Here is a 24,542-nt window from a genome sequence, read left to right on the forward strand (position 1 = left end):
AAAGAAGCGATTTACTGGAAGGGCTTATCCAACCAGGTTTCCTGCCAGGGCAGGCCGTACTTGTTCAGGTCATCCATAAAGGGATCCGGGTCCATCTGCTCCATATTCCACACGCCGGGCTTCATCCACTTGCCTTCCAGCATCATCTTGGCACCGATCATGGCCGGTACGCCGGTGGTGTAGGAGATCGCCTGGGATTGAACTTCCTGGTAGCAGTCCTGGTGGTCACAGGTGTTGTAGACGTAGTAGATCTTCTCTTCGCCGTCTTTGCTGCCGCGAATAATGTTGCCGATGCAGGTCTTGCCCTTGGTCAAGGGGCCGAGGCTGGCGGGATCTGGCAGCAGCTCCTTAAGGAACTGGATAGGTACAATTTGCTGGCCCTGGAATTCCACTGGCTCAATACCGGTCATGCCGACGTTTTGCAGGACTTCCAGGTGCTTCAGGTAGCTCTCGCCAAAGGTCATCCAGAAGCGCGCGCGCTCGATTTCCGGGAAGTGCTTGGACAGGGACTCCAGCTCTTCGTGGTAGAGCAGGTAGATATCCTTGTCGCCAATGCCTTCGGGGAAGTTGAAGACGCGCTTTTCTTCCATCGGCTTGGTGGTTACCCACTGGCCGTTTTCCCAGTAGCGGCCGTTGGCGGTGATCTCGCGGATATTAATTTCCGGGTTGAAGTTGGTGGCGAACGGCAGGCCGTGGTCACCGGCATTGCAGTCGAGGATATCCAGGGTGTGGATACGATCGAAGTGGTGCTTCTTGGCGTAGGCGGTAAATACGCTGGTGACGCCGGGATCGAAGCCGCTGCCCAGCAGTGCCATCAGGCCGGCCTTCTCGAATTTTTCCTGGTAGGCCCACTGCCACTTGTACTCGAACTTGGCCTCTTCCGGCGGCTCGTAGTTGGCGGTGTCCAGGTAGTGCACGCCGGTTTCCAGACAGGCATCCATAATGTGCAGGTCCTGGTAGGGCAGGGCCACGTTGATAACCATGTCCGGCTTCACTTTCTCGATAAGCTTAACCAGCTCCGGCACATTGTCCGCGTCGACTTCAGCGGTGTCGATTTTGCGCGGCAGCATAGCGGCAATCTTGTCGCACTTGCTTTTGGTGCGGCTCGCCAGGGTGATATTTTCAAATACTTCAGGAACTCGTGCGCACTTGTGCGCAACCACCTGGCCGACACCGCCGGCGCCGATGATCAGTACGTTGGCCATAAAGATCTCCTTAATCTGCGGCTTTTGCGGCCGCTATCTTTGCAAAGGCGTTGGCGCCTTATTATTCACTTTTCGAAATAGGTGTAACCGCTCATGCTGGCGGTATAGGTTTGCAGAATCTGCTTGCGCTGGGCGGCAGTAATCAGCCCCTGTTTGACGGCGCGCTCCGCCAGGCGACGGAAGCGCTCGAACAGCGCTTTGGGCTGATATTCTACGTAACTCAGTACATCGGAAATACTGTCGCCGTGAATTTCGTGGCTGAAGTCGATACTGCCGTCTTCCTGGATGCGCACGCTCACCACATTGGTGTCCCCGAACAGGTTGTGCAGGTCGCCGAGGGTCTCCTGGTAGGCGCCGATCAGGAAGGTGCCGAGAATATAGTCCTCGCCGTCTTTGAGTTCGTGCAAGGGCAGGGTTTTCTGCTCTTTTTCCCGGCCTATAAAGCGGTCGATCTTGCCGTCACAGTCGCAGGTGATGTCGGCGATGATGGCGGAGCGGGTCGGCGCCTCGTCCAGGCGGTGGATCGGCAATAGCGGGAACACCTGATCGATAGCCCATATATCCGGCACCGATTGGAATACGCTCACATTGGCGTAGTAGATATCCGACAGCACTTCCGGCAGCGCCTGCAGGTCTGCGGGGATTTCCTCGGCTTCATCGAGCAGTTTGCGAATATCCTGGGCGCCCTGCAGGAACAGGTTTTCCGCATTGGCGCGCTCGCGCAGGCTCACCTGGCCGTGCAGGTACAGGGAGCGCACCTCGTCGCGATAGTAGAGCGCGTCGTTGTAGCTCTCTTGCAGGTTTTTGGGGGTGATACTGCGCACTGCGTCCTGCAGGTTGAGCAGCATCTGGTGGTCGCCTTCGCTGATCTTGGTGTGCTCCAGTTCCACCGGCTCGAAACGGGTAGTGTCGAGAATATCGAATAGCAGTACAGAGGAGTAGGCTACAGTGGCGCGGCCGGATTCGGTGATAATCACCGGATGTTCGACTCCCTCGCTATCGAGGGTGCCCATAATGGCTTCCACTACATCGACACAGTACTCGTCCAGGGAGTAATTCTTTGAGTGGGTGTAATTGGTCTTGCTGCCATCGTAATCCACCGCCAGGCCACCGCCCAGATCCAGGTAGCCCATGGGTGCGCCTTCTTCCACCAGATCGGCGTAGTAGCGGCAGGCTTCCAAAACTCCGGTGCGGATGTCGCGGATATTCGGTACCTGCGAGCCCAGGTGATAGTGCAACAACTTGAGACAGTCGAGCATATCGTGGTTGCGCAGTTGATCGACCATGGCGATCAGGTCGTTACTGCCCAGACCGAAAATACTGCGGTCGCCACTGGTCGCATTCCAGTAGCCGCCCACCTTGGAGGCGAGTTTTACCCGTGCGCCGATATTTGGGCGCACCTGCTCGCGCTCGGCGCAGCGGATAATGGTCTCCACTTCCGAGGGCGTTTCCACGACGAAGAAAACCTGTACGCCCAGGCGTTGGGCCTGCAGTCCGAGGTTAATAAATTCCTCGTCCTTATAGCCGTTGCAAACGATCAGGGATTCGGTGTTATCCAGAATGGACAGGGCAGCGATAAGTTCTGCTTTACTGCCCGCCTCCAGGCCGTGGTTAAAGCGGCGGCCGGCATTGGCAATTTCTTCAATGACCTGACACTGCTGGTTCACCTTAATGGGGAACACGCCGCGAAAAACATTGCCGTAGCCGCAATCGTCGATAGCGCGAGCAAAGGATTCGTTAATCCGAGCGATCTGCGCTTCGAGTAAATTCTCAATACGCAATAGCAGGGGCATACCCAGGCCGCGCTCGGTGGCGCCTCGGGCAATGTCCATCAGCGAAACACTGTGTGTTACCCCGTTGGGGCCGTCGACTTGCAGTGAAACTTCACCATTTTCGTTCAAATCGAAATATCCGGCGCCCCAATTGCGGATGCCGTAGAGCTCGGCCGAATCTTCGCAAGTCCAGTCTTTTACTTGTTGCTTTTTCATGGCGCCTTTCTGTTGATATTGGCGGGCGCGAATCTTGGGCCCAGCAGGGCCGGAAAGCAATAACTATAGATAAAAAAACGCTAATTTTTGCGCACTGAAAAGTAAATGGGGAGCGAGTGGATGGCCAGCTCTTTTGCACTCTGCGACAGGGGGCTTAAGAAGGTGATTGATCTGCGCAAATTTGAGTAAAAAAAGGCGGCCCGAGGGCCGCAGGGAGAGGGGGATTGGGTAATCAGTAATAGGTCGGCTTGGGGACAACCCGGTAGCCGCGGTGGCTATGGTCCCACAGGTAGTAGGTGTCATAGGCCACGTAGTAATTGTGTCCACCGGCTACCACGGTCAGTGCTGATGCTGGCAGGCTGTGCACGATGGCGCCGTGGGGGGCCTGGGCTACTACGTAGCCGTGAGAAGCCGGGCGATAAAAAATTCCATCGCTATAGTAGAAGCCCGCTGTTCCGATACTGATACTGACGAAATTACGCGGCAGGTGGCGCCAGCGGTATCCATAACCGTAGTGCGAGGGACGGTAGTGGGGGCGGTGGCCGCGATAACCGTGGCGGTAAACCGGTCTGTGTGCCGCGCGATATTCGTGGCGGTGGCCCTGCTTGTGGCCTTTTCTATGCCCTTTGTTATAGCCTTTGTTGTAGCCCTCTTTATAGGCGTGGCGAACTTCGCGGCGGTGCTGGCGCTCCTCTCTGCGTTCACGTCTGCGCTCTTCTTTCTTGCGCTCTTGTCTGCGGCGTTTCTTTTCCTGCTGGCGGTCGTGATGCTTGTCGTGCTGTTTCTTTAAGTGGCGCTGCTCGCGTTCGGCTCTTCCATATTTGTGGTGGTCGTCCATGGCGCGCTGGTGCCCGCGATGTGACTCGGACAGGGCGGGTGCTGCGATCAGCAGCAGGCTTAGGGTGGCGATGGCAGTAGTGAGGTGTTTCATAACATCTCTCCCGAGCGTGGGGCTCTTTTCTTTCAGATCAGGTCTTTTGTGTATCTTGGCGTGAAGTTTGCCCTGGCGGGTCTGAACACTTCCTGAACTGAATGGGGTAAAATTCGGCGGCAATCGACGGCGTAGATTGTGACTAATAGTTCAGATATGGGCAGAGATTGTCTGGCGGGGCCACAGGCTGGATTCTGCGGCGAAATCTTATTGAGAGCGGCAATTTTGCTATGTTGAGACACCTGGTCTCAGCGAGTATGATGCCGCGCTGATTCATAGTGAGCGGTAGCAAGATGCAAGTCTTCCACCACGTAGCAAGTCTGCGCGAGGCGCTGGCCCAGGCCCGCAAAGACGGCAAGACCGTCGGCTTTGTGCCAACCATGGGCAATCTGCACGATGCCCATATAGAACTGGTCAAAATCGCCCAGCAACACTGCGATCTGGTTGTGGTATCCATCTTCGTCAACCGACTGCAATTCGGTTTGAATGAGGATTGGGATAAGTATCCGCGCACTATGGAGCGGGATATGGCCCGCCTGCGGGAAGCGGACTGTGACTTCCTGTTCCATCCGGATGAGAGTGAGATTTACCCCAACGGCATGGACCAGCAGACCCGCGTGGTTTGTCCGGCGATGACCGATGTCCTGTGCGGCGCCAGCCGACCGGGTCACTTTGAAGGGGTCACCACCGTAGTTTCGAAGCTTTTCAACATTGTGCAGCCGGATAAGGCTATTTTCGGAATTAAGGATTTCCAGCAGTTAGCAGTGATTCGCCGTATGGTGGAAGACCTGTGTATGCCGGTGGAAATTGTGGCGGCGCCGGTGCACCGTGAGGAAGATGGCTTGGCAATGAGCTCTCGCAATGGTTATATCACTGCGGAAGAGCGACCGAAGGTTGCTGTGCTCAACCAGTTACTTAACTGGGCCAAGGATGAAATTGTGGCTGGACGCCGGGATTTCGCCGACCTCGAGACAGAGGCGCGCAAGCGAATTGAAGAGAGTGGCTTTCGAGTTGACTACTTCTCCATCTGTTACAGCAAGGATTTACAGCCAGCGGCAGATGACGATAAAGAAATCACGATCCTGGGAGCTATGTACACCAGTGCAGCGCGCCTGATCGACAATGTTTCCCTGGAACTCTGAGGGGCATCCAACTATGCAAATTGAAATGTTGAAGTGCAAGTTGCACATGGCCGCAGTGACTCAGGCCGAACTCTGGTATGACGGTTCCTGTGCAATTGATGAGGACCTGGTAGAACTGGCTGGCCTGCGCGAATTCGAGAAGATCGATATTTACAATGTGAGCAATGGTGAGCGCTTCCACACCTATGTGATCCTCGCCGAGCGCGGTTCCGGTATTATTTCCATGAACGGCGCCGCTGCACGTAGAGTGCAGGTGGGTGACCGCATTATTATCGCTTCCTATGCGCAGATGACAGAGGGCGAAGCCGATAACCACAAGCCCAAGCTGGTCTATCTGGATGAGAACAACAAAGTAGAGCGCAGCACTAATACGATTCCGGTTCAGCTAGCCGAAGCCTGATTCTTCTCGCTACAGGGCATTGTGCCCTGTAGCATCATCCCCGCCGCTTATTGAGCAGACATTAATAACACTTCCTGATTAAACCTCTTTTCTAGATAGGACTCGTCTAAGGTGTAGTGCCAGAGATTTTTCTTTTGTCCTTTAGCTAGAGCGATTTCGCCGATTCTGCCAGGGTTATATTTAATCGGTTGGGCGTGTTGGTATTTGGCGATAGGGTCCCGATAGGCCTCCTCTAAAGGAATTATCTCCCAGCCTTCCTTCCTCAGTCTTTCAGCCAGATCACCAATAAACAGGGCTGAAATATCCATTTCATGCAACAGTATGACGTGCTTTGGGGAGCGCCCGAGACATTTAATTGCCATATCGTCGTAGTACTTAATGCTCGCCATAAGAGCGTCGACATAAAAGTTGGAGAGTCTTTCCATATCAACTGGTTTTCCGTCTCTCACTGCTGTTTGGAAAAGTTCTTCGATATACCAGTCGTAATTGTTTAAGGTGATATAGGCGTTTTGATAGTTATTTTTCTGTAGTAGATCCCGGATACCGTCGCGTTTCTCGACAGTTTCACCCTCGCGCAGATAGGGAAAGCGAAAATAGGGTTTAAAGTTGTCAAATTGTTGAAGCAGCTGGTGGGCCTGCAAAAAATCCGCTTGATAAGTGGATAGCCCTGTTTCCAGAAAATTGGGATGGCTATGGGTGTGATTGCCAATAATATGCCCGGCTTTATCGTAGAGGTGCATCCGCTCTAACCCTTCCTCATCGAAGGATTGAGTATTGGAAAAGAAGGCTACTTTGCCAACTTTATATTCTTCTAAGTTTTCAATTAACGTTTTGGCCCGGGTTGGTCCATCAAAATAACCATCGGCTTTACGTGGGGCATCATCGAAAGTAATTGCCAGTTGTTTGGCGCTAGCGACTGGGATTGCCAATAAGTAAATTATCAATAATATGACTGAACGCTGCATGGTTTATTACTCTAATGAGTTTAATTACGAGCTGTTCGCCAGGCTAGGATTTAGTTGTCCTTCTATTCAGGTTTTCTGTCTTAATTTACTGGTCAGATAACCTGCGTTGTCCAGTAGCCTAGGCTCAGTTGCGGTAGAGTACGGCTTCCTATTGTGTCCACTATAGCTTCAGATGTATATGGCCAAAATACTTGTTAGTTCCTGCCTTTTGAACTGCGCCGTGCGCTATGACGGTAGTAGTGTTGAGGCTTGTAGCGATGATTTTGAGTGGCTTGTGGATACTCAGGAAATTGTTTCCTTGTGTCCGGAAGTGGCGGCGGGATTGCCTATTCCGAGGGTGCCGGCTGAGATCTGTGGCGCAAATGGAACAGAGGTGTTAGATGGAACTGCCGGGGTTATAGGTAGTGATAGAACAGATCTAACTGAGCAATTTATACTGGGGGCCAAACTGGCTCTGGAATTATGCAGGAAACACAATATCCAGTATGCAGTGCTTACGGAAAATAGTCCCTCTTGCGGAAGTAACTATATTTACGATGGCAGTTTTTCAGGAACAAAAATAATGGGTTCTGGTGTTGTATCTACGCTTCTTCAACGGGCGGGAATAATAGTTTTTAGTCAACATACTGTTGGGCAACTTAGAGAATTGATAAGTGCATCCAGAGCTAACTAAGTTGTTAGCATTAATAAAATTAGATCGGCAAAAAGGGCATTGGTCATAGTTAGGCCCTGTAGGTTGATTAATACCGGCGAAGCCGGTGGCTGCCAGATGTCGGTACGATTAGCGCAGTGTCCCTGAAAATTATCCTTTTGTGACGCAGCACCCAGCCTGTTAGGTTTTGTCATTTTTAGGGTCCAGATTGGCAGTGACTGCTGTGGCAATAAACAGGTAAGACTGAATACCCTGTTGGCTATTTAAATGGCTGCAGGAGGCAGTGGTGGAAGGCAAGTTTTTTAAAGCCGATAGCAAGTTTATCAAAGCCGCATTGGTACTGGCGATCAGTTCCGCGTTTTATGGCTGCAGCGGTGGCAGCGGTGGTGGTGAAGATCCTGCGCTTGTGGATACCACTCCGCCGAGCCTGACACTGACTCCCGCCAGCGGGGCCTCTATTGCAGCAACCGACACCCTACGGCTGGATTTTAGCGAAGCGGTGGCATTGGAGGATGTGTCCTTAAGTGGCGCCATGCAGGAAATGGGAGAGCTCTCTCAAGTCGATCAGGACACCCTGATCTTAACCCCGATAGCGGAGTGGGCAAAGGGACTAGAACTCTCCCTGACAATTGCCGCGCAGGATGCGGCTGGCAACCAGATGGCAGAGGTTGATGCTCACTATACCGTGGATGAAATTGCCCCTTCCGTAGTCAGTGTATCCCCAGCACAGGAGCGTTTGGAGAAGGATGGCGCAATCACGGTACAGTTTTCTGAGTCGATGGATCGCGACAGCCTGCAAATTAGCGGTTTGTTGCTGAATGATGAATACACTTTGACCTGGTCCCAGTCGCGCTTTAATGACGATACCTTGGTGATAGCTCCCAAGAGCCGCTGGCTGTCCGGGGAGAATCGCAGCCTGCACCTTGAAGCCAAAGACCCCGCTGGCCTGGATCTCCCCGCTGAACAGCACAATTTTACTGTGCCATTGTACTTTGAGAATTTTGACAGTGCGCAGGTCGTGATAGGCCAGGATGATTTTTCCAGTACTTTGACGGCCATCAATGCAAAAAATCTTGGCGAGGGGCCCCTGGGTTCCGCTGCCGTTACTGATGAGGGGAAGTTGTTCGTACCCGATTATACAAATAATCGGGTGTTAATTTTTAATTCGGTCCCCACAAGCAATGGAGCGCCGGCCAATGCGGCGCTTAATAAAGATAGTCTTGACGATAGCAGCGGGGGAGAGTTTGGTGGCGGGCCCACAAGCATAAGTTTTGATAGTGGAAAACTTTTAATAAATTACTTGTTTGGTACTCGGGGCCACAGTATTTTTGTTTACGATACTATTCCCGAAGATGGTCGGGCACTGCCTAGTGCCAAACTGCCGCAGGACAGCTGCCAGGGTAACGGCTCCGTATATTCCAGTGCAATGATTGCCGAGGGACGCGTATTCGCGGCCTCGTGGTCTAAAGCTCGAATGGTGGTGTGGGATGACTTGCCCTCAATGGAAGATACGGCACCGGATTGGCTGCTGGGCCAATCCACACTGGAAAACTGCACCCCTAACGACCGTGAGCAAGATGGCTCGGTTATGCAGGCCAGTGCTCGCACATTGGCTACGCCCGGAGATGTGTGGAGCGATGGAGAAAAGTTAGCTATCACCGACTCGGAAAATAACCGGGTACTTCTGTGGAACTCAATGCCTACTAGTAGCTTTGCTCCGGCGGATATAGTTCTGGGGCAAGCAGATTTTGTCAGCAATGAAAGCCAGCCCCCAAGTCGAAAAACCCTGAGTTTATTCGAACGGGGTATCTGGTCGAACGGCATTCAGCTATTTGTAGCGGACAGTGAAAATCACCGAGTATTGATCTGGAACCAGTGGCCACAGGAAAATTTCGCTCCGGCAGATGTTGTCTTGGGTCAGGAAGATTTTGATCGCAGTGCCTTCAACGACAGCAACCAGAATGGGGTTGCTGACGAGGGGGAGTTGCCAAGTGCTGCTACGCTGAAATGGCCCGACGGAATTACCGCTTATGAAGATAAGTTGATTATCAACGACTCGGGTAATAACCGCTTTCTTATTTTCCAATCTCGTTAGTTTTTTCTGCTAAATGTACCGGGCTGGTAACCCGGTACAGGCAAACTTAACTTGATTTTTTTCCAGTCGGACTGCCTGTTTCCAGGGTTCCGGCTGAGATTAGCGGCGGTAGAGGTGCAGAGGTTTTAGCGGGCTCAGCCAAAGTTTTAGGGATAAATAAAGAAGACTTAACTGAGCAATTTATACGGGGAGCTAAACGGGCATTACAGCTATGTCTGCAGCACAATATTAAATACGCAGTACTTACGGAAAATAGCCCATCATGTGGTGGTGATTATATTTACGATGGTAGTTTTTCTGGTGCGAAAATAGTTGGTTCTGGCGTTGTGTCTGCACTACTGAGGAGGGAGGGTATACAGGTATTTAACCAGAATATTGTGGGCAGGCTTAGGAAACTTTTGGAAGTATCCAGAGATAACTAAGCTTTCCAGATATATAGTCATATTAAAGGTAGGTATAAAAGTGAATTCTAAAGTTATCAATTTTAAAGAAAAATTGAACCTGTTCTCGGAGCACTGGTCCCCTAAAGTGATTGCCGAGATGAACGATTACCAGTTTAAATTGGTTAAGATCCAGGGTGAATTTACCTGGCATGATCATCCCGATACCGATGAGGTGTTTGTTGTAATTTCCGGGCATATGCAGATCGAGTTTCGCGATAGTGTCATATCCCTTGGACCTGGTGAGATGACGGTAGTACCAAAGGGTGTGGAGCATAAACCCAGAGCTGAACAGGAATGTGAAGTACTATTGATTGAGCCTAAAGGGGTCGTTAATACGGGCGATGCCGGTGGAGATCTAACTGCGAAAAATGATGTCTGGATCTAAGTGATTGAGCGGTTAATCAACTTTCTTTTACTGTTTGCTTGTCTGATTAACTTGCACCTTTCAGGGCCTGCGTTGGATTGTCTTCGCCCCATGCCAAATTTTGAGATGAGGGGACTGTTTCGCAGCGGCTATGTTATAAAGTGACAAGAATAAAGCTCTAATAAACTCAGATTTCTCTAGGCTAGCCATGCCGCGCTAATAATAAAGGAGAAGATGATGTCTGAAGTGCATACCCGCCCAGTCTCCCCCGGTTTTGCTGCCAATGCGCTTATTAGCGCCGAAGACTACGAGACAATGTACCGCCAGTCGGTAGAGAGCCCAGAGGCGTTCTGGGCACAACAGGCCAAGGACTTTTTGCAATGGGACAAGCCGTTCAGCCAGGTTCTTGAGGAGGATCTGCACAAAGGTCATACCGCCTGGTTCTCCGATGGCCAGTTGAACGTAACCGTGAACTGCATCGATCGGCACCTGGCCAGTCGTGGCGAGCAGACTGCGATTCTGTGGGAGGGAGATGATCCCGCTGATAGTAAGGCGGTCAGCTATCAGAGCCTGTACGAAAATGTGTGTCGCTTGGCCAACCTGCTGAAATCCCGGGGGTTAAAAAGGGGGATCGGGTGTGTATTTATATGCCAATGATCCCCGAAGCGGCCTACGCCATGCTCGCCTGTGCCCGTATCGGCGCTGTGCATTCGGTAGTATTTGGTGGTTTCTCCCCGGTGTCCCTGAAAGACCGTATTCTCGATTCCGATTGTCGTCTGGTGATCACTGCTGATGAAGCGGTTCGGGGCGGTAAGCGAGTACCGCTAAAAGCCAATGTGGATAAAGCACTGGTGGACTGCCCCAATGTTCATACGACAATTGTGGTTAAACACACGGGCACACCGGTAGACTGGGATAGCAAGCGGGATATCTGGTATAGCGAATCCATAGATGAGATGGAGCCGGACTGCGCGCCTGAAGTGATGGGAGCGGAGGACCCACTGTTTATCCTTTATACCTCGGGCTCTACCGGTAAACCCAAAGGGGTCCTGCATACCACTGCCGGCTATCTGCTGATGGCCACCATGACCTTCAAATATACCTTTGATTATCGCGAGGGAGAGATTTTCTGGTGTACTGCCGATGTGGGCTGGATCACTGGGCACAGCTATATCGTCTATGGACCCCTGTGCGCTGGGGCCACCAGTCTGATGTTTGAGGGCGTGCCCACTTTCCCGGATGCCTCACGCTTCTGGCAGGTTGTGGATAAGCATCAGGTCAATATTTTCTACACCGCGCCGACAGCGATTCGAGCGCTGATGGGAGCGGGTGACGAGTTTGTGAAAGCCACCGAGCGCAGTTCCCTGCGACTTTTAGGCACCGTGGGTGAGCCCATAAACCCGGAAGCCTGGGAGTGGTATTACAGCGTGGTGGGCGATGAGCGCTGCCCGATTGTGGACACCTGGTGGCAGACTGAAACCGGTGCGCAGATGATCACCCCATTGCCCGGTGCTATGGCATTGAAACCCGGGTCAGCCACTCGGCCCTTCTTTGGTGTACAGCCCGCGCTGCTGGATAGTGAAGGCCGGGAGATTGAAGGGGAAGGCGAGGGCTCTCTGGTGATTAAAAAGAGCTGGCCCTCCATGATTCGGGATGTGTACGGCAATCGCCAGAGAATGCTGGATACTTATTTTTCCGCATTCCCCGGCTATTACTTTACCGGCGATGGTGCCCGCCGCGATAGTGACGGTTATTACTGGATTACAGGGCGCATTGATGATGTGTTAAATGTCTCTGGACACCGCCTGGGAACAGCTGAGATTGAGAGCGCCCTGGTACTGCACAATGATACGGCGGAGGCAGCGGTGGTAGGTTATCCCCACGATATCAAAGGGCAGGGGATTTATGCCTTTGTAATGCTCAAATCTGGCCATAAGCCCAGTGATGAGCTGAAGGCTGAATTAATTGAGCTCTGCCGCAAGGAGATAGGGCCAATTGCCAAGCCTGACTTTATCCAATGGGCGCCTGCACTGCCAAAAACCCGTTCCGGCAAAATCATGCGGCGTATCCTGAGGAAGATTGCCTGCAATGAGCTGGATAATCTGGGAGATGTTTCCACTCTTGCCGATCCCACTGTGGTTGACGCATTGATTGATCACCGCGAAAATCGCTGACCATAGGTGTGGCGCGTGAAGGTTTTATTGGCCGGGCATAGCCCGGCCTTTTCATTGGGGCAAGAGGTTAAATTCCTCCCCGATTTTTGCGCCATTTTCAGCTAAATAGACAAGTAAATGCCTGCTGCTTTGCACAGTTAGTAACCCTCTAACTCCGGATATTGTTTTAAGGGTATTTACAGTTAAGGAGATTCCGTTTGGAACAGGGACAGTACCTCTGCGATCACTACCGCTTCGCCGCCGATCAGCGCCTCAAGGTTTTTAATTTTTTTGTTGTGTTAACCATGTTTGTTGAGGGCGGGATTTTCACTGCCATGGAGAAAGACTTCCACCCTCTAATCCTGGCGTTGCTGGGAGGGTTTGTGGTCATACTGGTCACTGTATTTTGGCTGATGGACATTCGCAGCCGCCAGCTTCTCAAGCTTGCAGTTCCGGCACTGAAAACCCTGGAAATGGGATTCCCGGAGGAAGCGAGAATTTTTTCCAACGATGCCATTCGCCGAGGTGACTTGGCCCGTTACACTTTCGCTTTCAGGGTTTTGTTGGTGGGGCAGCTGTTCTTTGGTCTGGGCGTCGCTTCTTACGGTATTTATCACTGGTATATCTCCCCCTAATCCCAACCTTGCAGTGGCGGGTATGATTGCATGAAGTGAACCACCTGCCACAACCTCCTCTTTGTCTCGTACGTTTTAAAGTCGGCGCTGCCGGCCTCTCTAGGCTATCTTGCAGAAGTATCCGCTTCTCTCCCGAGGTTTATACGATGCTTGATCATATTCGCCTTTATGTGCACAGCTATGAACGCAGTAAGGACTTCTATCAGCAGGCGCTGATGCCACTGGGATACCAGTTGGTGATGGAGTTTGACGATTGGGCGGGCTTTGGCTGGGCAGATAAAGCGGAATTCTGGATTCGTGGCGGGACCAGCACCACTCCACAATTGCATATTGCCTTTCGCGCTGAAGAGCGGCAGGTGGTCAGGGAGTTCTATCGCTTGGCCCTGGAGGCCGGGGGTAAAGACAATGGCGCACCGGCTGTCTACGAACAATATCACCCGGATTATTACGCCGCCTACGTGCTTGATCCCGATGGGCATAACCTGGAAGTGGTGTGTCATTTACCGGGGGACTTACAGGAATAAGTCGATCGAGATTTGGGAGTAATTTATGAACGAGGTAACTCGAGCAAAATACCTGCCAATAGCGCTGGTCGTTGTAGGAGTGCTTTTTATTCTGGCGATTTACCCGATGATGATGTGGATCTGGCCGGAAGGGTGGGGCTGGACTCCGCGGCAGCTAGAATACGAGCAAATGATTATCGGTATTTATGTCACCTTGGGGGTGTTTTTAATACGCGCTGCAAAAAATCCCGCCGCAAATGCCAGTTTAATTTGGTTCACTATATGGTCCAGCCTTGTACACGCCGTCATTATGTTGGTGCAGGCATTGGTGGATAAAACAGAGCGAATCAATTTGATGGGAGATATTCCCGCACTTTTTTTGATTGCCGCTGTGCTTTGGTACCTTATGCCCAGGCGAAAAAAATCTGATTGAGCATTTACTTTATTTTGACTTGCTAAAAAATCTGAATTGCTCTTTCTGACTCACCGTTATTGATCCCTACTATAAGAGCGATAACAAGGTCTAATTTCCCGCTTATTGTTCTCCCCTATAAGCTCTACTCCTGTAATAGAGATGGCAGTAGAGATAAATAATCCCATGAAATACTTACCCTTATTTGCATTAACTATCGGTCTGATAGGCGGAGCCAATGCAGGGACATTGACTCGCGATAATGGCGCACCTGTCGGAGACAACCAGAACGCACAAACCGCCGGAGAAAATGGCGGTAATTTGCTGCAAGATGTTCAACTGATTCAAAAATTGCAGCGTTTTGCCCGTGAACGTATTCCCGAGCGTGTAGTTCATGCTCGTGGAACTGGTGTTCACGGTGAATTTGTTGCGACGGCTGACCTCAGTGATTTAACCCGCGCAGCGGTGTTTGAGCGCGGTAGTAAAACGCCAGTGTTTGTGCGTTTTTCAACAGTAATCCACTCAAAAGGTTCCCCGGAAACCCTGCGCGATCCCCGTGGATTTGCCACCAAGTTTTATACGGAAGAAGGCAACTGGGATTTAGTGGGTAACAATCTGCCGGTATTTTTTATCCGCGACGCGATTAAATTCCCGGATATGGTTCACTCCCTAAAGCCCTCCCCGGTGACTAATCAACAGGACCCCAACCGTTTCTTTGATTTCTTTAGCCATGTGCCGGAATCCACCCATATGCTGAGCTGGGTCTATTCCGATTACGGTACACCGGCTAACCTGCGCCAGATGGATGGCTGGGGTGTTCACGCCTATAAATTTATCAATGACAAGGGTGAAGTGAACTATGTGAAATTCCACTGGAAAACCCGTCAGGGAATCAAGAACCTGACTGCGGAAGAGACAGCAGAAATTCAGAGCAAGGACTTCAGCCACGCAACTCGCGATATGTATGCCGCGATTGAAAAAGGCGAGTACCCCCAGTGGGATCTGTTTATTAAAGTACTGAAGCCCTCCCAGCTTAACAGCTTTAATTACAACCCCTTGGACGCCACCAAAATGTGGTTGGACGTGAAGGAAACTAAAGTGGGCACCATGACACTTAACCGTGTACCCACTAACTTCTTCCAGGAAACTGAGCAATCCGCGTTTGCGCCGGCCAATATTGTTCCGGGTATTGAGCCTTCGGAAGACCGCTTATTACAGGGCCGCGTATTCTCATACTCCGATACGCAAATGTATCGCCTGGGGGCCAACCACCAGCAATTGCCTATCAACCGTCCCCGTGTTGCAGTAAGTAACTGGAACCAGGATGGGGCGGGTAATTACGGCCAACAGACTTCAGGTGTGAACTATCAGCCGAGCCGTATCGATGCGCGCACCGAGGACCCCAAAGGTCTTTATAGCAACAAGGCGTTGAATGGCAGCACCCAGCAAAAGGCCATTGAAAAGAAACAGCCTTTTGCCCAGGCGGGTGCTTTCTACCGCAGCCTGAGTCCTGAAGAGCGCCAGAATCTGATTGAAAACCTCGCTGGTGATCTGGGTAAAGTGAGTGATGAAAACACTAAGCACATTATGCTGAGCCACTTCTATCAAGCGGACAAGGACTACGGACAGCGCTTAACCAAAGCGGTTGGTGGCGATCTGGATCGCGTGAAAAAACTGGCCCGGTAATTTTTACCCAAGTGCGGGCGACCTCTGTCGCCCGCTAAATTTATACAGGTGAAATTATGAGATCATTTTTATTCGCACTACTGTTTCTCACCTTGGGGGTTCAGGCAGGGGAGCCGGAAAAAACGGAATCTGATTTTACCGAACTCTCTCAGTATTATTTTGCCGCAGCCAGGATTGGTGATACCGAGGTGCTGCGTGAATTTTCGCAAGCGGGTTTCCCCCTGGATGTACGCAACCCGAAAGGTTACACCGCACTGATGATTGCCACTTACAACGGCAAGGGGGAAGCTGTGGATTACCTGTTGCAGAGAGGTGCAGATGCCTGTGCCCAGGATCGCCGTGGCAATACTGCCCTGATGGCAGCGATTTTTCGCGGTGAGTTCGTCCTTGCACGAACCCTGCTAAAGCAGGATTGCGATTCGCAGCAGGTGAATAAGGCCGGCCACTCCGCAGAGGATTTTGCCGAAGTTTTTGGTCGTGACCAAATGGTTCAGCTATTGCAGCAACAGCGGGCAAATGGAGACTAAGACAGTTTTTTGTGCGGTTGGCATTGGGTGGTGTCACCGCTCCTGTCCTGCGTGAACTCCTCTTGAGTTGGCCGCTTTAGCTTGCGGCACATTTCTCAGTTTGTCCCGGCCCCCGCGACCGCGTTAGCATAGCCAGCTGCAATCCAGTTGGTACCCACTATGACCTCGAATCATCATCCCTATGAAGCCCTCACGCCGGACGTGGTGATCGACTGTGTCGAGACTACCGGACTGATTTCCGATGCGCGTATTTTCCCTCTAAACAGTTATGAAAACCGCGTCTATCAGGTGGGTATTGAGGATGCCGAGCCGTTGATTGCCAAGTTCTATCGCCCGGGGCGCTGGAGTGATGAGCAGATATTAGAGGAGCACCAGTTCACCCTGGAGCTGGCAGAGGCCGAAATTCCTGTGGTGGCACCGATACAGTTTGATGGGCGCACCCTGATGGAGTCCGCTGGATTCCGTTTTGCGCTTTTCCCCCGACGGGGCGGTCGCCAGTTGGAGCTGGATAACTTTGACCACCTGGAACAGGTGGGGACCATGTTGGGTCGTATTCATGCGGCCGGCAGCGCCAAACCTTTCAGCTATCGCCCATCCCTCACTTTGCAGCGATTCGCAATCGATAGCCGGGAATTTATCCTGAATGGAGATTTCCTGCCACGTGAGAACCGCGAGGCTTACGCTTCCGTCACGGGCCACATTATCGAACAGATAGCCCCGCTGTTTGAGCGGGACTGGGGTATGCTGCGCTTGCACGGTGATTGCCACAGTGGCAACTTCCTGTGGCGGGATGAGACTCCCTGGTTTGTGGACTTGGACGACTGCCTGATGGGGCCGGCGATCCAGGATATCTGGATGTTGATTTCCGGCAATCGCGCAGAGCAAACCGCTTACCTGGATGCAGTGTTGGAAGGCTATGAAACCTTCTATAGTTTTGATCCCCAGCAGCTGCAGCTGGTGGAGCCTCTGCGCTGCCTGCGGCAGATGCATCACGCCGCCTGGTTGGCGCGACGCTGGCAGGACCCGGCTTTTCCCCAGGCGTTTCCCTGGTTTAATACTGCCCGTTACTGGGCAGAGCATATACTGGCATTGCGCGAGCAGCAGTCTGCGCTGCTGGAGCCCCCGTTGACCCTGGGGGCTGTGTAACATGGAGAAAGCAATAATGGATGCGACATGCACCGAGGCTGAGGCGGATCTGATCTGGGAGAAGATTCGTATAGAGGTGGCGCAGCAGGTAGAGCGGGAGCCGATCCTGGCCAGCTTTCTACACGCGACCATCCTGAACCACAATTCCCTGGAGGCGGCGCTCAGCTTTCACCTGGCCAACAAGCTGGACAATGCGGTGGCACCGGCGCTGTTAATTCGCGAGGTTATCGATGAGGCGCTACAAGCTGACCCTTCCATAGGGCATGCGGCGCGAGCGGATTTGAACGCAATTTACCTGCGGGATTCCGCCTGCCACTCCCTGCACGAGCCGTTCCTGTACTTTAAGGGCTTTCACGCCTTGCAGGTTCACCGTGTGGCCCACTGGCTGTGGCAGCAGCAGCGCCGCTCCCTGGCTATGTTCTTACAGCACCGTGTCTCTGTCGTATTCAGTGTGGATATTCACCCGGCTGCGCGTATGGGTGACGGTATATTGCTGGATCACGCGACCGGTATCGTTATAGGTGAAACGGCTGTAGTGGAAAACAATGTTTCCATCATGCAGTCCGTTACACTGGGCGGCACTGGTAAAGAGAGCGGGGACCGCCATCCGAAAATCCGCCACGGGGTTTTAATCGGTGCGGGCAGCAAGGTGCTGGGTAATATTGAAATTGGCGAGTGCGCCCAGATTGCTTCGGGAAGTGTGGTTCTTAAAACGGTACCGGCAAAGGTGTTAGTGGCCGGAGTGCCGGCAAAAGTTGTCGGGGCAGCCACCTGTGCTGAACCGGCTTTATCCATGGATCAGTGTGCCCTGTCGCAAGTTCAGAAGTAAGGCTTGTCGCCCCGTAGCGAACACAGGCTGCGGGGCTGGGATCACTGGGGAAATGATGCAACGGCACTGTTCTTGGCACTATCCTTTGACCCATGAAATATAGTCTCAGCGCGAAAAATCTTACCTGCCGAAATTTGGAGGCTTATGCGGACTACCGCGCGAGCCTTGTAACTCCGGATTGCACCAAGGAAATTACAGGTATTGTCCGCAGTGATAGCGGCCTGCCTTCCATTGGGCTCAATCAGGTGATTTCCAATATGGTAATGCCGCCGCGCATTATTCAGCGTTTTGCGCTGGATTATTTTGCCGAGCGGCACAGCCCCTTCACCCTTTGGCACAGTGCCACCAAACCCCTGGACAATGACGCTTTGGATGAACTTGGGCTAAAGCGGCGCCAGTCCCTGGTAGCTATGGCCGCCGAGATACCCCGACTCAGCGTTGCCGAGGTTCCGGTAGTGGAACGGCTGACTATTAGTGCGGTGAAAAAGGAGGCCTTGCCTGATTACGGCGCGGTGCAGGCAGCGGCGGCAGGGGAGCTGGAGGGGGCACAATTGACGCACTTCTATCAGGGCCTGCAGGAAATCCCCGAGCAGCGGCGCGGGCGGTTGAAGTTGTTTCTCGCTAGCCTGGATGGTGTGCCGGTGGCCGCCGGTTGCCTGTTTGCGGCAGCGGATGCACTGGGGCTCTATGACCTGGTGACACTTCCGGATTACCGGGGTCGCGGGATTGGTCGGGCCCTGTTCAAGCATCTGCTAACCGCTGCCCAAGGTAGCCACCATAAAAATCTTGTAGCTTTAGTGCCGGCGGATCGTCAGCAGCTACTGCTCGATAGTGGCTTTTTTGCAGTTGGCGAGGTTGCCCGTTATCAATACACTCCGGCGCCGGCGGCCCCTAAGCCCGACTGAAAGGGAAGGCGATAACTTCCTCAATCGATTGGTAACCCGCTTTTAACATCAGCAGTCGGTCGACTCCCAGCGCGACCCCGGCGCACTCGGGCATGCCTTGATCCAGAGCCGCAACCAGACGCTCTTCAAAGGGGTGTACAGGGCGCTGGTTAGCACGGCGGTATTCCAGATCCTTTTCAAAGCGGCGCTGCTGTTCCGCGCTGTCGGTTAGCTCCCAATAGCCATTGGCCAGTTCCAATCCACCCACATAGGCTTCGAAGCGCCTGGCTACGGGGGTCCCCTGTTCGTCTGCCACCACTTTTGCCAGTGCCGCTTGCTCTGCGGGGAAGTCGTAGAGCAGGGTGATGCCCTCCCTCATGGTGGGTTCCAGGCGGTGGCTCATCAGCAGGTCCAGGCACTCACTGCGTTCACGGGGTACAAAAGACAATTCCATTTCCCGCTTAACGCAGGAAATCAGCTCGGCTTCGCTGGCACTGTGGGGGTCCAGTTGCAGCTCCCTTAAAAACAATTCCCGGTAACTGAGGGACTGAACCTGGTCCGTCGCCAAAATACCGCAGAGCAGCTTGGCGACCTCCTCCATCAGTTGGTGATCGTCCCAACCGCAGCGGTACCACTCCAACATGGTGAACTCGGGGTTGTGTCGACCGCCGGATTCGCCCTGGCGAAAAGCCTTACCCAAGTAGTAGCAATCTCCGAGTCCTGCGGCGAGTAAACGCTTTAAACCAAATTCAGGGCTGGTGGCCAGGTAGGCGTTTTCGCCCCGGCACTCGGTGGTGATGGACTCGATATGGGGGTCGCTGGTGGCGCGCTGGGATAGCACCGGAACTTCAGCCTCTACAACATTTCGCTCAGCAAAAAATGTGCGTATTTCAGCGAGTAGCGCAGCGCGTTGGCGCAGGGCTGCAATAGTGGCGGTGGGGCGCCAGGTATCTGTGCTCATGGGGGGTGCTCTGGAGAGGAGCGGCCGTAGGCCGCTCGAGGGGAGGAGGTACTTAGTCTTCCTTGGCACGGCCCAGGTATTCGGCAGTGCGGGTGTCTACCTTGATGGTTTCACCGATTTCCAGGAACAGAGGAACCTTCACAACGGCGCCGGTAGCCAAAGTGGCCGGCTTGGTGCCGCCCTGGGCGGTGTCTCCGCGCAGGCCCGGATCGGTATCGGTAATTTCCAAGATAACGTGGTTGGGGGAGTAACTGCCAGCGGAGAGCCGTTGTACAGGGTTACAGTGCAGATATCCTGCTCTTTGAGCCATTTTGAAGCATCGCCCACAGCATCGCTGCTGGCTTGGTGCTGCTCAAAAGTCTCGGGCTCCATGAAATGGTAAAACTCGCCATCGTTGTACAAGTATTCCATTTCGCGATCCATCACATCCGCAGCTTCCAGGCTTTCACCGGAGCGGAAGGTGCGTTCCCATACGCGACCGGTTTTCAGGTTGCGAAGCTTCACGCGGTTGAACGCCTGGCCCTTACCAGGTTTGACGAATTCGTTTTCCACGATTGAGCAGGGGTCGCCGTCCAGCATCACCTTGAGGCCGCCCTTGAATTCGTTAGTGGAGTAACTAGCCATAGCAAATAGAGCCCTTTAAGTCATTTATCTATATGATTTTTAACGAGTTTTTTGTTTCTAGCCGATTCCGGCCAAGGCTGGGCTAACGCCCTCCGCTTCCGCCACAAATGGTAGCCGCACGTAACTCGTCTGGCTGGGGAAAAGAGACTTCACCGCCAGCCCTGCATGATGGAGCGGGATTATACAGGAGGGTGAGAGCTTGAACGAATAGCCAGAGAGAAATGGAGGGGAGGCGTTCCGGTTGTTATAGCCAAGCTGCAATTATTGGGGCAGCCGGCAGTGCAATGGGCTTTAGCCCATTGCACAAAAAGCACTTAACTTAATGGATCGTCCCCGCCGCCATAACCTTTTCTCTGCATGCGACGCACAAAGTAAGCAAAAGTCGCTTGCGTGCGTTTTTCCTGGAGAATCCAGTCGTGGGCTTCGCGGCCCAATTCGGGATCAATATCCTGGATGGTGCCGGCGGATTCAGCCAGTATTTGCAGTTTGGCAGCGCGCTCGCACTGAACCGCCATTACACAGGCTTCCTCTACAGAGCGACAGGCCATAATCAGGCCGTGGTGTCCCAGTAGGATTGCGCGCTTGTCTCCAATAGCGGCGGAAATCAGCTCACCCTCGCTGTTACCCACGGGCACACCCGGCCAGTCTTTGAGGAAGGCAATATCCTCATACAACATGCAGGCGTCCATATGGGAAATCTTTAGCGGGCGTTCCAGCATGGAAAGTGCACATACGTGCATGGGGTGGGTATGCACAATACAGTTCACATCGGGGCGCGCCCGGTAGATCCAGGAGTGAAAGCGGTTGGCCGGATTGGCCATGCCCTCTCCGGACAGTACTTCGAGGTCTTCGTTGACCTCCAATAAGTTGGATGAGGTAATTTCATCGAAGCCGAGGCCCAGGCGTTGGGTGTAATAAGTACCGGGTTTTTCCGCGCGGGCGGTAATTTGCCCAGCCAGGCCGGAGTCGTGACCATCGTTAAATAAAATTCGGCAAGTCAGCGCAAGCTTTTCTCTCAGAGACCACTCGGGGGTGCTGAGGTGCTGTTTCATTGCTTCACTGGCTCGTTCAACCAGTTCGTTTTTTGCCAGTGATAGTGTTTCAGCCATTGTTATCTCCAATTCTCACAGCAAGTCATATTAATTCTGCGATATTTAATAAATTTTCCTTTTTTATTTTCTTATCGCAGAATAATTTTTAAAAACCTAACTCAAAATGATTCGATCTCTGTCGAATTTATGTTGGTGGCATTTCCCTATGCCCGTGCTTTCTCCAACAACACCTGTGAGTGGGTTGATAAGTGCTTGCTCATTAAGCTGTAACAGCTTCAACTTTTTTATGTTTAGTGGAGTGGTAGGCGGTTTCAATAGAATCGAAGAATTGTAAGCGGGCCTCTACAAGGTGGCGCCCGGCTTCAAGCATTATGTCCAGTTGGCTTGGATCCTTGGAGCCAATATCTACCATAATATCGCGAATGGTTTCTGCATGGCCGTCATCACATTCAATATGCAGCAGGAAAAATTGCATTTCTGCATCGGTTACGCCGCAAGAGCGGAATCCGGCAACAATATCTGTATATAAATCGGGTACCAGGGCTTCGGCTCCCAGGCATAGGGCACCCAATCCTGCACTGGCCCTGAGGTCCCGGCAGTTTTTGAACATGGTATCGATCAGGTGCTGAGTGCCTGGTAAAACTTCTGCGTTTTCCAGGGTTAAACCAAAATGCTCGAGGGTTTCGCGATAGATTTCTGCGTGCGGTTTGGGGCTGTCTGGTTCCAGGCCCAGCTCTTCCATTAGATTCTCGGCAAGCTCCAGGACTTCGTGGTTACTCGGAAGGTTTGCCATCATTGCACAGAGATATCTAACAAAAAATCCACTGTAAATACCTTGTTGAACCAAAAATATTTTTAATTCGTCCAACGTAATGGAGCCTTCACGGCAACGCTTCAAGAAAGGATGTGCGCGAGTTTGCTCAATCAGTAGGTCTTTATTGGCTTCAAGCAATTCAAGCTGCATTTCCATTGGGTAATTCCTTTTTGTAATTCTAAACTTACTGTTTGAACACCTTTTAGGTGTTTTATTTATTTCTTGATAGTGCCCGCCTTTGGCGGGGTCGACAAAATGGTTTTTCTTTGCCGGCGTTTAAATTAACACCAAATTATCCCTATTGTGAATAAGGGAATTATGAATTTTTTGATATTTGTTGATGGTTTTTGGAGGATGTTTTTTCTAGTGATAAAAATTTTATTAATAAATAATTTTTGCTTTGCTTTATCCTTGCCGAATTTCTCAAGGAAAATGTTTTTTGCTCCCTGAATTCATTGTGGAAATGTCGACTGTGTAGATTTTCTTTGTTGCAGTGGAGTGTTTTGTGGGGTAAGGGTTTTTATTGGTAGGTAGAGTGAATACTTGCTTCGCCGATAATGAGTCTATTCCTAAATTCAGGTAAAGAAGAGTTAAGGCTCTGGTTGCTTAAAGATACAGTCCAACTATCCGATATTTTTCCACAGAAGGTTGGTGAAGGTTTTTTGATTATGTTTATAGGGTTTCTGCAAAAATAAATTCAGTTTATGTAATTACCCTAGGGAATCGATTTGAGGGTTCAACTAACTCACTAGATAGGCTCTGAAACAGATGCCATTTCTCTAATGGGTTTGTACGCATTCCCATGTCTACCTGGTCACGGCACCCTTTGTGGGGCATCACTGTCAGTGGTGGCGGGAGATTGCAGTGGGGGATCTGATACAATCTCTTATTTTGTAGTGTATCTCCATGATGGCGTCATCATCGGCCCCCGGTATAGAGCTTATCGACACACAGGAATCCCGCTGCTGGCAGGATGAGTTGTCTGATTTGGTCACTGATCCGGCAGAGTTGATTCAATTACTACAGCTAGACCCGCGTAAGCTCCCCAAGGCCTTGCAAGCAGCTTCGGGCTTTTCCCTGCGCGTGCCGCGCCCCTTTGTCCGGCGCATGCGTTGCGGCGATCCCGAAGACCCATTGTTGTTACAGGTTTTACCCGGTGCGGATGAGTTGGAGAAAGTGCCGGGATTTAGTTCAGACCCCCTTGAAGAGGCAGAAGCTAACCCTCTGCCTGGAGTTGTTCACAAATACCACGGGCGCCTACTGCTGATCACTGCGGGCCAGTGTGCGGTCAATTGTCGTTACTGTTTCCGACGTGAATTCCCCTACGGTGACAACCACCTAACTCGCAGACAGAGCCTGGCAGCTCTAGACTACATTCGCGCGCGCACTGAGCTGCGCGAAGTGATTCTGAGCGGCGGTGATCCTTTGGTTATGAGTGACCGTCAACTGGCCTGGCTCACCGATGAGCTGGCCGAGATTCCCCATGTGGATAAGCTGCGAATTCACAGCCGCCTCCCGATAGTTGCTCCCAGCCGGGTAAACCAGAAAATGTTGGACTGGTTTACCGGTTCCCGCTTGAAGCCCGTGCTGGTGTTGCACTGCAACCACGCCAATGAAATTGATAGTGAGGTGCGGGAGTCTCTGCAAAAGTTGCGAAGCGCAGGGGTTACCCTGCTCAACCAGGCGGTGCTATTAAAAGGCGTCAATGATAGTCGCGAGGCGCTGGGTGCGTTGAGCGAATCCCTCTTTACAGCAGGAGTACTTCCGTACTATTTGCATCAGCTGGATCGAGTAAATGGTGCCGCACATTTTGAAGTCTCTGATGCGAAAGCGCTGGAGCTAATCGAACACCTCCGCCAGCAGTTACCCGGTTATCTGGTACCAAAACTGGTGCGTGAAATCCCCGGCGTCCCATCAAAATCCCCGGTAGTTGCTGAACATAGCTAAACCTCAGCTGATAGCTGTAAGGGTTATCTTTGTGTATTCGACAGGGATTTTCATAAAGAGAGATAGGTTGGGCGAATAAATATCGCCAAATTGATCTAGGCTAACCCTATAACGCCAGTGCCAGATATAGTTGGCCGGTCGACCTATTCAGCAGCTGCTATTTCGCTTTATAGCGCTGTATCCA

22 protein-coding genes and 2 pseudogenes are annotated in these 24,542 nt (G+C 52.1%); 16 read left to right on the forward strand and 8 right to left on the reverse strand.

What is annotated here, in order from left to right; all coding sequences use genetic code 11:
• Positions 1-11: 11 nt before the first annotated feature.
• The 3 genes from QT397_04940 to QT397_04950 form a co-directional block, all read right to left on the reverse strand.
• A complete protein-coding gene (locus tag QT397_04940) occupies positions 12-1,205 on the reverse strand; it encodes a saccharopine dehydrogenase family protein (GenBank protein ID WNZ56713.1) in 1,194 nt (397 codons plus the stop codon).
• Between the two features lie 65 nt (positions 1,206-1,270).
• Entirely contained in the window at positions 1,271-3,193 is a 1,923-nt protein-coding gene (speA, locus tag QT397_04945) for a biosynthetic arginine decarboxylase (GenBank protein WNZ56714.1), read from the reverse strand.
• Positions 3,194-3,425: 232 nt separating this feature from the next.
• Complete coding sequence (locus QT397_04950) at positions 3,426-4,124, reverse strand: DUF6515 family protein (protein ID WNZ56715.1); 699 nt, start codon at positions 4,122-4,124, stop codon at positions 3,426-3,428.
• Positions 4,125-4,417: 293 nt separating this feature from the next.
• Here QT397_04950 and panC point away from each other — a divergent pair, with 293 nt between their 5' ends.
• On the forward strand, positions 4,418-5,266 hold the full coding sequence (panC, locus tag QT397_04955) for a pantoate--beta-alanine ligase (GenBank protein ID WNZ58498.1): 849 nt from the start codon (positions 4,418-4,420) through the stop codon (positions 5,264-5,266).
• 13 nt (positions 5,267-5,279) lie between these two features.
• Positions 5,280-5,666, forward strand: a complete 387-nt coding sequence (panD, locus tag QT397_04960) for an aspartate 1-decarboxylase (protein ID WNZ56716.1) — start codon at positions 5,280-5,282, stop codon at positions 5,664-5,666.
• 47 nt (positions 5,667-5,713) lie between these two features.
• Here panD and QT397_04965 read toward each other — a convergent pair whose 3' ends face one another.
• Positions 5,714-6,631 (reverse strand): polysaccharide deacetylase family protein, encoded by a 918-nt coding sequence (locus QT397_04965; protein ID WNZ56717.1) that lies wholly within the window; start codon positions 6,629-6,631, stop codon positions 5,714-5,716.
• A gap of 178 nt (positions 6,632-6,809) precedes the next feature.
• On the opposite strand from QT397_04965, the gene QT397_04970 reads away from it, so the two are divergent.
• The 13 genes and pseudogenes from QT397_04970 (at position 6,810) to QT397_05030 (ending at position 18,981) form a co-directional block, all read left to right on the forward strand.
• Positions 6,810-7,304, forward strand: a complete 495-nt coding sequence (locus QT397_04970; GenBank protein ID WNZ58499.1) for a DUF523 domain-containing protein — start codon at positions 6,810-6,812, stop codon at positions 7,302-7,304.
• Between the two features lie 265 nt (positions 7,305-7,569).
• Positions 7,570-9,378, forward strand: coding sequence for an Ig-like domain-containing protein (locus QT397_04975; GenBank protein ID WNZ56718.1), 1,809 nt, complete (start codon positions 7,570-7,572; stop codon positions 9,376-9,378).
• Positions 9,379-9,449: 71 nt separating this feature from the next.
• Positions 9,450-9,800, forward strand: a complete 351-nt coding sequence (locus tag QT397_04980; GenBank protein ID WNZ58500.1) for a DUF523 domain-containing protein — start codon at positions 9,450-9,452, stop codon at positions 9,798-9,800.
• Between the two features lie 40 nt (positions 9,801-9,840).
• Positions 9,841-10,206 carry a cupin domain-containing protein gene (locus QT397_04985; GenBank protein ID WNZ56719.1) on the forward strand — a complete coding sequence of 122 codons (366 nt, stop codon included), beginning with the start codon at positions 9,841-9,843 and terminating at the stop codon, positions 10,204-10,206.
• 216 nt (positions 10,207-10,422) lie between these two features.
• Positions 10,423-12,359 (forward strand): annotated as a pseudogene (gene acs / locus QT397_04990) (acetate--CoA ligase).
• Between the two features lie 197 nt (positions 12,360-12,556).
• A complete protein-coding gene (locus QT397_04995) occupies positions 12,557-12,973 on the forward strand; it encodes a hypothetical protein (protein WNZ56720.1) in 417 nt (138 codons plus the stop codon).
• 146 nt (positions 12,974-13,119) lie between these two features.
• On the forward strand, positions 13,120-13,497 hold the full coding sequence (locus QT397_05000; GenBank protein ID WNZ56721.1) for a VOC family protein: 378 nt from the start codon (positions 13,120-13,122) through the stop codon (positions 13,495-13,497).
• A gap of 25 nt (positions 13,498-13,522) precedes the next feature.
• Entirely contained in the window at positions 13,523-13,909 is a 387-nt protein-coding gene (locus QT397_05005; GenBank protein ID WNZ56722.1) for a hypothetical protein, read from the forward strand.
• A 165-nt stretch (positions 13,910-14,074) separates the two neighbouring features.
• A complete protein-coding gene (locus QT397_05010) occupies positions 14,075-15,574 on the forward strand; it encodes a catalase (protein ID WNZ56723.1) in 1,500 nt (499 codons plus the stop codon).
• 56 nt (positions 15,575-15,630) lie between these two features.
• Positions 15,631-16,101 (forward strand): ankyrin repeat domain-containing protein, encoded by a 471-nt coding sequence (locus tag QT397_05015; GenBank protein WNZ56724.1) that lies wholly within the window; start codon positions 15,631-15,633, stop codon positions 16,099-16,101.
• 159 nt (positions 16,102-16,260) lie between these two features.
• Positions 16,261-17,247, forward strand: coding sequence for a serine/threonine protein kinase (locus QT397_05020; protein ID WNZ56725.1), 987 nt, complete (start codon positions 16,261-16,263; stop codon positions 17,245-17,247).
• Positions 17,248-17,263: 16 nt separating this feature from the next.
• Positions 17,264-18,076 (forward strand): serine O-acetyltransferase, encoded by an 813-nt coding sequence (gene cysE / locus QT397_05025; protein WNZ56726.1) that lies wholly within the window; start codon positions 17,264-17,266, stop codon positions 18,074-18,076.
• Between the two features lie 92 nt (positions 18,077-18,168).
• Positions 18,169-18,981: a GNAT family N-acetyltransferase gene (locus tag QT397_05030; GenBank protein WNZ56727.1), complete on the forward strand. Its 813-nt coding sequence runs from the start codon at positions 18,169-18,171 to the stop codon at positions 18,979-18,981.
• On the opposite strand, the gene epmA is transcribed toward QT397_05030, so the two are convergent.
• The 4 genes and pseudogenes from epmA to QT397_05050 form a co-directional block, all read right to left on the reverse strand.
• Positions 18,968-19,921: an EF-P lysine aminoacylase EpmA gene (gene epmA, locus QT397_05035; GenBank protein WNZ56728.1), complete on the reverse strand. Its 954-nt coding sequence runs from the start codon at positions 19,919-19,921 to the stop codon at positions 18,968-18,970. The two genes, QT397_05030 and epmA, sit on opposite strands and share 14 nt — an antisense overlap.
• Positions 19,922-19,973: 52 nt before the next feature.
• Positions 19,974-20,545, reverse strand: a pseudogene (gene efp, locus QT397_05040) (elongation factor P).
• 314 nt (positions 20,546-20,859) lie between these two features.
• Positions 20,860-21,654, reverse strand: a complete 795-nt coding sequence (locus tag QT397_05045; protein WNZ56729.1) for an aldolase — start codon at positions 21,652-21,654, stop codon at positions 20,860-20,862.
• Between the two features lie 202 nt (positions 21,655-21,856).
• A complete protein-coding gene (locus QT397_05050) occupies positions 21,857-22,567 on the reverse strand; it encodes an iron-containing redox enzyme family protein (protein WNZ56730.1) in 711 nt (236 codons plus the stop codon).
• A 750-nt stretch (positions 22,568-23,317) separates the two neighbouring features.
• On the opposite strand from QT397_05050, the gene epmB reads away from it, so the two are divergent.
• Positions 23,318-24,358 (forward strand): EF-P beta-lysylation protein EpmB, encoded by a 1,041-nt coding sequence (gene epmB, locus QT397_05055; GenBank protein ID WNZ56731.1) that lies wholly within the window; start codon positions 23,318-23,320, stop codon positions 24,356-24,358.
• Positions 24,359-24,542: the final 184 nt, after the last annotated feature.

This window comes from Microbulbifer sp. MKSA007 (assembly GCA_032615215.1).
Taxonomy (GTDB): domain Bacteria; phylum Pseudomonadota; class Gammaproteobacteria; order Pseudomonadales; family Cellvibrionaceae; genus Microbulbifer.

What these genes read in the sequence shown, in the direction of transcription:
- speA (WNZ56714.1), bottom strand. Translation starts at nt 3,193, where the DNA reads ATGAAAAAGCAACAAGTAAAAGACTGGACTTGCGAAGATTCGGCCGAG.
- QT397_04940 (WNZ56713.1), bottom strand. Translation starts at nt 1,205, where the DNA reads ATGGCCAACGTACTGATCATCGGCGCCGGCGGTGTCGGCCAGGTGGTT.
- panC (WNZ58498.1), top strand. Translation starts at nt 4,418, where the DNA reads ATGCAAGTCTTCCACCACGTAGCAAGTCTGCGCGAGGCGCTGGCCCAG.
- QT397_05015 (WNZ56724.1), top strand. Translation starts at nt 15,631, where the DNA reads ATGAGATCATTTTTATTCGCACTACTGTTTCTCACCTTGGGGGTTCAG.
- QT397_05020 (WNZ56725.1), top strand. Translation starts at nt 16,261, where the DNA reads ATGACCTCGAATCATCATCCCTATGAAGCCCTCACGCCGGACGTGGTG.
- QT397_04970 (WNZ58499.1), top strand. Translation starts at nt 6,810, where the DNA reads ATGGCCAAAATACTTGTTAGTTCCTGCCTTTTGAACTGCGCCGTGCGC.
- panD (WNZ56716.1), top strand. Translation starts at nt 5,280, where the DNA reads ATGCAAATTGAAATGTTGAAGTGCAAGTTGCACATGGCCGCAGTGACT.
- QT397_05010 (WNZ56723.1), top strand. Translation starts at nt 14,075, where the DNA reads ATGAAATACTTACCCTTATTTGCATTAACTATCGGTCTGATAGGCGGA.
- epmB (WNZ56731.1), top strand. Translation starts at nt 23,318, where the DNA reads ATGATGGCGTCATCATCGGCCCCCGGTATAGAGCTTATCGACACACAG.
- QT397_05045 (WNZ56729.1), bottom strand. Translation starts at nt 21,654, where the DNA reads ATGGCTGAAACACTATCACTGGCAAAAAACGAACTGGTTGAACGAGCC.
- QT397_05050 (WNZ56730.1), bottom strand. Translation starts at nt 22,567, where the DNA reads ATGGAAATGCAGCTTGAATTGCTTGAAGCCAATAAAGACCTACTGATT.
- QT397_05000 (WNZ56721.1), top strand. Translation starts at nt 13,120, where the DNA reads ATGCTTGATCATATTCGCCTTTATGTGCACAGCTATGAACGCAGTAAG.
- cysE (WNZ56726.1), top strand. Translation starts at nt 17,264, where the DNA reads ATGGATGCGACATGCACCGAGGCTGAGGCGGATCTGATCTGGGAGAAG.
- QT397_05005 (WNZ56722.1), top strand. Translation starts at nt 13,523, where the DNA reads ATGAACGAGGTAACTCGAGCAAAATACCTGCCAATAGCGCTGGTCGTT.
- QT397_05030 (WNZ56727.1), top strand. Translation starts at nt 18,169, where the DNA reads ATGAAATATAGTCTCAGCGCGAAAAATCTTACCTGCCGAAATTTGGAG.
- QT397_04965 (WNZ56717.1), bottom strand. Translation starts at nt 6,631, where the DNA reads ATGCAGCGTTCAGTCATATTATTGATAATTTACTTATTGGCAATCCCA.
- epmA (WNZ56728.1), bottom strand. Translation starts at nt 19,921, where the DNA reads ATGAGCACAGATACCTGGCGCCCCACCGCCACTATTGCAGCCCTGCGC.
- QT397_04950 (WNZ56715.1), bottom strand. Translation starts at nt 4,124, where the DNA reads ATGAAACACCTCACTACTGCCATCGCCACCCTAAGCCTGCTGCTGATC.